The organism is Rhodococcus sp. NPDC059968 (genome assembly GCF_042738615.1).
Taxonomy (GTDB): domain Bacteria; phylum Actinomycetota; class Actinomycetes; order Mycobacteriales; family Mycobacteriaceae; genus Rhodococcus_F.
On the sequence record NZ_JBHWUE010000075.1, the window covers coordinates 1 to 8,668 of the forward strand.

General features: G+C 64.0%; 8 protein-coding genes and 2 pseudogenes. 8 read left to right on the forward strand and 2 right to left on the reverse strand.

The window, feature by feature from the left end; translation table 11 throughout:
- Nucleotides 1–366: 366 nt before the first annotated feature.
- From ACFWAY_RS39035 to ACFWAY_RS39060, 6 genes are all read left to right on the forward strand, one after another.
- Nucleotides 367–930, forward strand: a complete 564-nt coding sequence (locus tag ACFWAY_RS39035; RefSeq protein ID WP_378514312.1) for an NADPH-dependent FMN reductase — start codon at nt 367–369, stop codon at nt 928–930.
- A 206-nt stretch (nt 931–1,136) separates the two neighbouring features.
- A complete protein-coding gene (locus ACFWAY_RS39040; protein WP_378514313.1) occupies nt 1,137–1,997 on the forward strand; it encodes an NmrA/HSCARG family protein in 861 nt (286 codons plus the stop codon).
- Between the two features lie 209 nt (nt 1,998–2,206).
- The gene (locus ACFWAY_RS39045) at nt 2,207–3,133 is read left to right on the forward strand and encodes an NADP-dependent oxidoreductase (protein WP_378514347.1); all 927 of its coding nucleotides are present in this window, start codon (nt 2,207–2,209) and stop codon (nt 3,131–3,133) included.
- 138 nt (nt 3,134–3,271) lie between these two features.
- Nucleotides 3,272–3,802: a MarR family winged helix-turn-helix transcriptional regulator gene (locus ACFWAY_RS39050; RefSeq protein WP_378514314.1), complete on the forward strand. Its 531-nt coding sequence runs from the start codon at nt 3,272–3,274 to the stop codon at nt 3,800–3,802.
- Nucleotides 3,803–4,104: 302 nt separating this feature from the next.
- Entirely contained in the window at nt 4,105–4,737 is a 633-nt protein-coding gene (locus tag ACFWAY_RS39055) for a DUF1326 domain-containing protein (RefSeq protein WP_378514315.1), read from the forward strand.
- 125 nt (nt 4,738–4,862) lie between these two features.
- Nucleotides 4,863–5,528 (forward strand): DUF2182 domain-containing protein, encoded by a 666-nt coding sequence (locus tag ACFWAY_RS39060; protein ID WP_378514316.1) that lies wholly within the window; start codon nt 4,863–4,865, stop codon nt 5,526–5,528.
- Between the two features lie 245 nt (nt 5,529–5,773).
- On the opposite strand, the gene ACFWAY_RS39065 is transcribed toward ACFWAY_RS39060, so the two are convergent.
- The gene (locus tag ACFWAY_RS39065) at nt 5,774–6,442 is read right to left on the reverse strand and encodes a ScbR family autoregulator-binding transcription factor (protein WP_378514348.1); all 669 of its coding nucleotides are present in this window, start codon (nt 6,440–6,442) and stop codon (nt 5,774–5,776) included.
- Between the two features lie 247 nt (nt 6,443–6,689).
- On the opposite strand from ACFWAY_RS39065, the pseudogene ACFWAY_RS39070 reads away from it, so the two are divergent.
- Together ACFWAY_RS39070 and ACFWAY_RS39075 are read left to right on the forward strand one after the other, a co-directional pair.
- Nucleotides 6,690–6,821 (forward strand): annotated as a pseudogene (locus tag ACFWAY_RS39070) (MBL fold metallo-hydrolase); the annotation flags it as partial.
- 647 nt (nt 6,822–7,468) lie between these two features.
- Nucleotides 7,469–7,945 carry a DUF1003 domain-containing protein gene (locus tag ACFWAY_RS39075; protein ID WP_378514317.1) on the forward strand — a complete coding sequence of 159 codons (477 nt, stop codon included), beginning with the start codon at nt 7,469–7,471 and terminating at the stop codon, nt 7,943–7,945.
- Between the two features lie 519 nt (nt 7,946–8,464).
- On the opposite strand, the pseudogene ACFWAY_RS39080 reads toward ACFWAY_RS39075, so the two are convergent.
- Nucleotides 8,465–8,668, reverse strand: a pseudogene (locus ACFWAY_RS39080) (hypothetical protein); the annotation flags it as partial.

An 8,668-nucleotide genomic window follows, 5' to 3' on the forward strand; every position in this document is an offset into this window, starting at 1 on the left:
TGGATTGCGTCACGGCGTAGGCCGGAGTCGCGCTCGTTGAACACCTCGAGGAGGTTGGCGTGCATGAGCCGGGTGATCGCGTCGGTCATCGGTGCTCCTTATTGCATGATATATCACTTAACGGTGAGGATGGGCAGTATGCCGGAACGGGCATCGCTCACGCAGGCCGCCTGCAACCCAGACTGTCGCCGACCGGCAGCGCCTCCGTCCGGCGCCCCAATAATACTTGATATGTCACGTAATGACCTGCTATCGTGGCGGTACCAGAGGATTTCGCGCCGATTCCACACGCAGCGAAGCCGCGGGCCGCAATTTGCTTGTCGCAACAAGTGGATGGGACGCACGCGGTCCCGCGGAGAGTCCGTCATGACGGAACTGAAGATCGCAATCATCGCCGGCAGCACGCGCCCCGGCCGCCACTCCCGCACGGTTGCCGACTGGGTTCTCGGTAGGGCTGCGGGACGCTCGGGCATGCGCTACGACATTGTCGACCTCACTGACCATCCCCTGCCACTGTTCGACGAAGCCATGCCCCCGAGCTTCGGGCAGTATCAGAAGGCGCATACCAAGGCGTGGGCCGCGACCATCGCCCCCTATGACGGCTTCGTCTTCGTCAGTCCCGAGTACAACCACTCGACATCCGCGGCACTGAAAAACGCCCTGGACTACCTCTACGCCGAGTGGCAGAACAAAGCCGCCGCACTGGTCGGCTACGGTTCGCTCGGCGGCGCACGCGCTGTCGAGCACCTTCGCCTCATCTGCGCCGAATTGCAGATGGCAACGGTCCGTCAGCAATTGTCTTTCTCGATGTTCAACGACTTCGAGAATTTCACCACCTTCGCCCCGGCGGCCCGTCACGACGCCGCCGCCACCACCATGTTCGCTCAGCTAGAAAACTGGGCGGGCGCCTTGAAGACACTGCGCTCCTGAAGATGCCGCCGATGCACCCGCAGAACAAATGACGGCCACCACAAACATCGCAATTTTCCCCGCGCTCGCGGCTGTGGGATATCGGGGCGAGAGACAAAGCATGCAGGCCCGGGGCAGCCATTGCTTTCGAGCCACACACGCAGCAACAACTCATCAGCTACACCCAGGGCACCAACCCCGGACACCTACAAACTGCGGGACAACCGATGAACACCACCGACGTGACGGCCCCTATCGCGGTCGTCGGAGCCACCGGTCAGCAGGGCTCGGCAACTGTCGACGCCCTGCTCGATCGTCAGGTAACGGTCCGCGCCCTGACGCGCAACGTGGACAGCGGCGCGGCACGTGCTTTGGCTGAGCGGGGGGTGGCCGTGGTCGCGGCCGATCTGGAAGCCCCCGAGTCCATCCGCAGCGCTTTTGACGGTGCCGGCGCAGGCTTCGCGATGACCACCGTCACCGGACCCCGCGGCACCGAAAGCGAGGTCTCGCACGGCAAGGCGATCGGTGACGCGGCGCAGGGCGCACAGCTGCCGTTCCTGGTGTACAGCTCCGTCGGCGGAGCCGACCGGAATACCGGGATCCCGCACTTCGAGAGCAAGAGGCGCGTCGAGGAGGTCCTCATGGGCTCGGTCCCGGTGAACTTCGTCCGGCCGACGTTCTTCATGGAGAACCTGTTCGGCATGATCGCCCGCGACGGTGACCAGCTGCTCGTCCGGATGCCGATGCCCGGCGACGTGCCGCTGCAGATGATTTCGGTGCGAGACATCGGCAAAGTCGCCGCCACCCTTCTTGCGCAACGTGACCCGGACGCAGCGCCGGTCGAGATCGCCGGTGACGAGGTGACCGGCGAGCGGATCGCGGAACTGGTCTCACATCGACTCGGCGCGCCCGCCACATTCGTCCAGGTACCCCTCGATGTCCTCGGCCCAAACGACGACGTCAAGAGTATGTTTCGCTGGTTCGCGACGCCGCCGTCCTATCGCGCCGACTTCGGGCGCACCCGCGAGCTCGTGCCCGATGCCGAAGATCTGCAGCGGTGGCTCGCGCGCCAATCGAACCTCGGCTGAGCAACCGCTGGCGGCCGCTGTGACCACGATGCTGCGCGACGGAGAAAACGTCCCGTTGGCGACGATCGCGCCGCTGAAGCGGGCGTCGGTGTCGGACGCGCTATCTCCAAGTATCCCGACCGCGCCGGCCCGATGCCGGCACTCGGGCACCGCGCGTACGGCCTCGTCAACGACAGCTCCCCGGGAAGGAACACCACATGACCACCGACATGTCCAAAGCAGTGCAGTTCGATTCGTACGGCGGCATCGACGTCCTCGAGGTGCGGGGCGTACCCCGGCCTGTTCCCGGAGCCGGTGAGGTTCTGGTCGAGGTCAGGGCAGCCGGCATCAACATCAGTGAGGCAGCGATTCGCACGGGTGCCGTGCGGGACATGTTTCCTGCGACCTTTCCGTCCGGGCAGGGCAGCGACCTGGCGGGCGTGGTGGCCGAACTCGCCTCCGGCGTCACCGGTTTCGCTGTCGGCGACGAGGTGATCGGATTCTCCATGCGCCGGTCCAGCCACGCCGAATACGTGACCGTACCGGCAAACCAGTTGACGCCCAAGCCGTCGGAGGTTTCCTGGGAGGTGGCGGGCTCGCTGTTCGTCGCGGGGGCCACCGCCTACGGCGCGGTGCGTGCGGTGCGCCTCGTACCGGGGGATACGGTAGCGATCGCGGGTGCGGCCGGCGGCGTCGGTTCGATCGCGGTTCAACTCGCCCGACGCGCCGGAGCCACCGTCCTCGGCATCGCCGGGCCGTTCAACGACGCCTGGCTCGCCGACCATGGCGCGGTCCCTGTCAACTATGGTGACGATCTGCCGGCCCGGCTGCGCGCCGCAGCACAGTCCGGACACATCGATGCCCTGCTGGATTTCTTCGGTGGTGGATATGTCGCCATGGCGGTCGAGGAGCTCAAAGTCCCGCGAGACAGGGTGGACACCATCGCCGATTTCGATGCCGTGGAGCGGTTCGGGGTCCAGTCGGCTGGCGGCGCGGATGCCTCGACCGCGGCGGTGGTCGCCGAGCTGGCCGACCTCGTCGCCCAGGGGGAGCTGGAAGTGCCGATCGCCGGAGTCTTCGCCCTCGACGATGTGCGGGACGCGTACCGGGAGCTCGAACTGCGCCACACCCGCGGCAAGTTGGTGCTGCAACCGTGAGCGACGCAGGCATCGCAGGGCAGGTGCAAATCCGCCCTGCTGGGGGCCAGGCAGCTCCGCCCCTGCTAAGTCGGAAGAGCCGCGTTGGGGCGGGTCCCGGACGGTCGGAATCTCGGTTGCGGATAATGGTCTGCGAAGGTGTCCGCCGGAAAGGACGGTGAAATGCCGCGTAATCGTCGCTCACACCCCGGTGACGGTGTCTGGCTGTCGCCGTCACAACAACGCGCGTGGATGGCGTATATGCGTGTGCAATTGAGCATGAACTATGAGATCAACCGCCAGTTGCAACTCGACAGCGGTCTTTCGCTGGCCGATTACCACGTGCTCAATGCGTTGAGCAGTGCCCCGGAACGCAAGCTCCAGGTCACCGACCTGGCCACGGTGATCGGGTGGGAACGCAGTCGGCTCTCCCACCACCTCCGGCGAATGTGCGAACGTGGCCTCACCGAACGCATGCAATCGGAGGACGACGGCAGAGCGACCGACGCGGTGTTAACCGAGCGTGGCATGGCCGCGATCGTCGAGGCTGCGCCCCGTCATGTCGCGCTTGTCCGGAAATTGTTCTTTGTGCCGTTACCTGAAGAGCTGGTGTCTCCTTTCACTGCGGCGCTCGAACACATCCAGGCGAGTCTGAACCTCAATTCTTCGCTGCCGCCCCCGCCCATTTAATCGTCACCGACTTAATCGTCACCGACGAACCCGTTGGCACTGGCTTGGCTCAGGGCCGGAACTCCAATACCGGGGCACCGCACCACCCCGGGCCCCGGGCCCCGGCAAAGTCGCATCTCAGCTGGTCATGAGTAGATCTATCGGGCGATGATGGCCACGACAGTGACGCCGCCGCGACGTTGGTGTGCCCGGCCAGGCGAAGCAGTGAGATCGCGGTGCTGTGAAGGGTGGCCATCACCTGCGGCCCGCGATCTGGGATCGGTCCTCGTCGAAGGAGGACACGCGAGAAACGGGAGAATCCGGTGGCTGATCGATGGATGATTCGCGGTACGGAGTTCACGAACTGCAACTGCGCCTGGGGCTGCCCGTGCCAGTTCGGTGCGAAGTCCACCTATGGGCACTGCGAGACGGTGATGTGCGGCCACATCGAGGAGGGAACCTTCAACGACACCAATCTCGACGGCCTGGACTGGGCGGTGCTCATGTCCTGGCCGGGTGAGGTAGCCGAGGGCAACGGCACGCAGCAGGCCATCATCGGCGAACGGGCGGATCCGGCTCAGCGAGAAGGACTGCGGAAGATCCTTCATGGCGAGTCGACTGCCCCCGGAGCGACGCATTTCTTCGTGTACAACAGCAGGATGTCGACCGTGCTGGACACGCTGTACGCACCCATCGAACTGTCGATCGATGTCGATCAGCGAATGGCCAGCCTCACGATCGAAGGGCTGGTCGAGTCACGCGGGACGCCGATCATCAGTCCATTCAGCGGCGAGCCGGCCAGGTCACTCATCAACATGCCGGATGGGCACCACTACACCTTTGCCGAGATGGGCAACGGCAACACCACAGCCCGGGCGGGCGTCGAGCTTTACTTGAAGGACAGCTACGGCCAGTTCAACGTTCTGCACATGAACCAGGACGGAGTCATCCGCTGACCACGTCTTGGGTCCGGCGCCACCGAGACCGCCTGGCCGTGTTGGCCGGTCTGGGCGGCATCACAGTCGCGGCCTGGGTTTACGTCGTGGTGGCAGCGCGCCGAATGGCGAGCGGATCAGCGGGCATGAGGGGTCATTCGATGGCGCCGATGATGGACGCCATGACCGGGGTGCAGCCGTGGACGGCAACCGAGTTCGGCCTGAGACTGACGATGTGGGCCGTCATGATGGTCGCCATGATGGTTCCCACCGCGGCCCCAATGACCCTGCTCTACACTGCAGTCGCCCGGAAGGCCGCCGCCCAGCACAACCCGCTGGCCCCGACGTTCGTCTTCGTCACCGGCTACATCGCGATGTGGACGATTTTCAGTCTCGTGGCCACCATCGCCCAGCACGCTCTCGAGCAGGCCGCGTTGCTCTCCCCGATGATGGTGTCCAGAAGCGCTCAGTTCGGAGCCGCGCTGCTGATCACGGCGGGCGTCTACCAACTCACCCCGTTCAAGGATGCGTGCCTGAGGAACTGCCGGGCCCCAGCGCACTTCCTGTCCCGCTACTGGCGCACCGGCAACCTCGGGGCCTTCCGCATGGGACTGAGGCTCGGCGCCTACTGCGTGGGCTGCTGCTCGATCCTGATGGGATTGCTGTTCGTCGGCGGCGTGATGAACCTGCTGTGGATCGCGGCGATCGCCATCTTCGTCCTGCTGGAGAAGACGATCCCATTCGGTGACGTGAGTGGGAGGTTCGCGGGCGCCGCGATGATCCTGGTTGGCGCGGTGAGTTTGGCCTTGTGAGAATTCGGGCCGTCGTGGACACGACTGTCCGTCGCCCAGCTGACCTCGCGCTTTCGGGGTTCCGGTAGTAGTCGTTGATGTCGATCCCGACGTAGCGACAAGTATCGTGCGGCGTAGATCGTGCGGCGCAGGCCCCCATGTCGGGCGCCAGCGCGATTTCAAGGTCGCACCGCTCTCGTCGCGCATCGCTACTGACTCTCGATCGCAGTAGGCCCTGGAACTATCCAGGCGAACATCAGCCCGGCCTACAACGAGAAGACTGGCCCGAATTTCTTGGGAGGGCCAGCACTGCGCGCTCGGCGGGTTCTATTCAGGTCCTTGTGTCGGTAACGGGGCATAATGCCAGGTAGCAGCATCATCCACATGTCATCGACGCGTTCCTCGAGGTCGGCTCCTCCGGTGTGGATCAACGACAGGGTCTGGACACCGGTGAACGCTCCGATCACGAATCGCGCGAAGGTCGCCGGATCTGTCTCATGGCTGATGTCGCCCTGGTCGATGGCACGGCGTGCGAGGTAATCGCAGGTGTTGATCCAGTCGATGTAGGGGTCGGCGGGTCCATACCCTTTGTCGCTGAGCTCGACGGTGATACGGATCCCGGCTCCCACGATTGGCTCGTGAACGATCTGCCTGGCCATTTCGTGGCACAGCATCACGATCTGCTCTATCGCCGGCGCATGCTCTCCTCTGATTGCCTCGACCGCAGCTATGGAGATCGCGTGTTGCTCGGCGATGATGGCCCGCGCAAGCTCTTCCTTGGAGCCGAAGTGAAAGTACAACGCACCCTTGGAAAGCCCAATGCTCTCGACGATCGCCTCCAGGCTGGTCCCGACGTAGCCGTTCTGCTCGAATGCCTCGGCCGCTCCCGAGATGATCTGGGCTTTTGTCGCTAAGCCCCTAGCCTGTCGTCCCATCTGCACCTCCCGCCCACCGCACGACAAAACCAACCCGCGGAACGGTACCAGCTCGGTTTGCAAGAACAGGTTCCGGATTCAAACCCCCACGACGGCCCGCTATCTGTGCACCCACGGTCTCATGTACTATGGCTCCGCTTCCCTCGAATGGGGGGCTCTTCCCGGGACCCACAACTCTTGTTCCGGTCGTAGCAGCTGCAGGGTGCGATCTCTGCGGTCACTCCTACTTCCGGGGCGGTGTCGAGTTTTGTCCATTAGCAGAGTCCATCATCTGAATTGCGGAACGTTCCTCACGCCATTTGTCGGCCCCCTGGTCTCACATGTTCTGCTCCGCGAGACGTCCGACGGCCTGGTCCTCGTCGACAGCGGCCTCGGCCTTTGAGCTCATCGAGAACCTGGTCGACGGCGATGGTCGGGATACAGAAGTCTCTGCCTTCCGAGGCCCGGAGGCGGTCGCGCACGGAGGCGAGCATGGCAAGTTCACGCCCGAGGTCTGCTGCGGTTCGGTCACTCACGGTCTAATCCTGCCCTGACGGCGGCGATGATCAGAATTGTGCCGCTCGGTGGCTTCGAGAAGAATTCTGGCAGTGTGGCATTCGCGGCCAACACTTCCGCCAGGGGCCTGCCGTCACCGAAGGTCAACGCCACATTCTAAGGGACCAGTCGTCGGTCGGACGAGCGCACACGGTACCCGAGATCCGGCGGCTAGTCGTTGATCTGACCTGCGACAGGCCCACCCCGACGAGCACGTCGGGTCGTGGTCACGCTGGCGTCGACGCCGACAGCACCAGGCCCGCATTTGTCATCACCTTGTTGCCCGCGGTCACCTACCAGTGCCGTCCGATCCGGTCACCCGGGCTCTGGACCCGATGGACAAGGGAAGAGCACGATGGGCAACACAGTGGAAAGAAACTATCAACGCACCCGCCATCACACTCGAGGGCCGGATCACCCCATCAACAATTAGCCGCGGTGCCAGAACCCGATCCGCCGAAATCCGGTCAATCACCCGAAGGGACGATTGGAATGACCAGCAAGCGCTCGGCAACCGACTGGCACACACCACAACTGATACCACGCCGGTTGCTACGCGGGAACAGCGTTCACCATCCGATCGTACTAGCGGAGGCGAAGCGGCGGAGCGGCAATCTGCAGCTGCGGCTGGCTGACCGAATCACCACGTTCGCCGGGTCGATGCAGTTCGTGTGGCTCCATGTGGCGCTGTTTGCGGTGTGGATGCTCCTTGTGGAACGAAGTCCGTGGCCCACCTTGACCCTCGCCGTGTCCCTCGAAGCGATCTTCCTGTCCACCTTCGTGATGATCGGCCAAAACCGTCAATCCGCCTTCCAACAAGCAAAGGCCGACCACGACTTCCACGCCCAGGAACTCGAGTTGCTCACCAACACCGAACTGACTCGCCAGATTCACGTACTCACCGAGGAACTTCACAAGCGTTTCATCGGTGAACCAGCAACCCGAAGCGATCCGGGGGCGCCGACGTGAGAAGTCGGCGGGGCTGTCACAACACCGGCGGTGGCACTGACTGTCCGGACTTCCGCGGTTCGGAGGATATCGACAATGTTCTCGTGTAATCAGTTCGTCGCCGCCCGTCTCCGGCCGTCGTTCGGGCGCTAGCTGCGACCTCGTCGGCGGTCGCATGCAGGCCTCGAGTGACAGCTTCCTCGGCTGATTACGTGCCCAACCCACCGGTGCCCGAACGCCCCGCCCGGAAACGAGCCGCTGCACGCCGTTCACGGCCTCCCAGGGGGTCATTCACCGCGTTGCGATCCGACTCTTCACGCCGATACAGACTCAGGAGGTTGGTGACGACGATTCCGATTCCGCCGTATGGACTCAGTGGCAGTTGACAGATCTGGACCCCGTGACTGGCCCCGATATTGGACTGGTGGAACTCCCGGCACTGACCGACGGAGACGACAAAGCCCCGGCAAGCTTCGGCTGCCGGGGCTTTGTCGTGTCTGCAGTGCTCAACACGGCATGACGGCACTCGCTCACATCGATCTAGCCAGTGGTGCCGCTATCGGTGAGTCCGAGATCGGTGTAGCCGCTGCTGGTCCCCGGATCCGTGTACGTGCCGGGATCCGCACCGTATCCGCCGACGTCAGCTGGATCGGTGTAGCCGCCGCTGGTTCCCGGATCGGCATACGTCGTCCCCGGATCGGTTAACGTCGCCCCCGGATCGGTTAACGTCGCCCCCGGATCCGT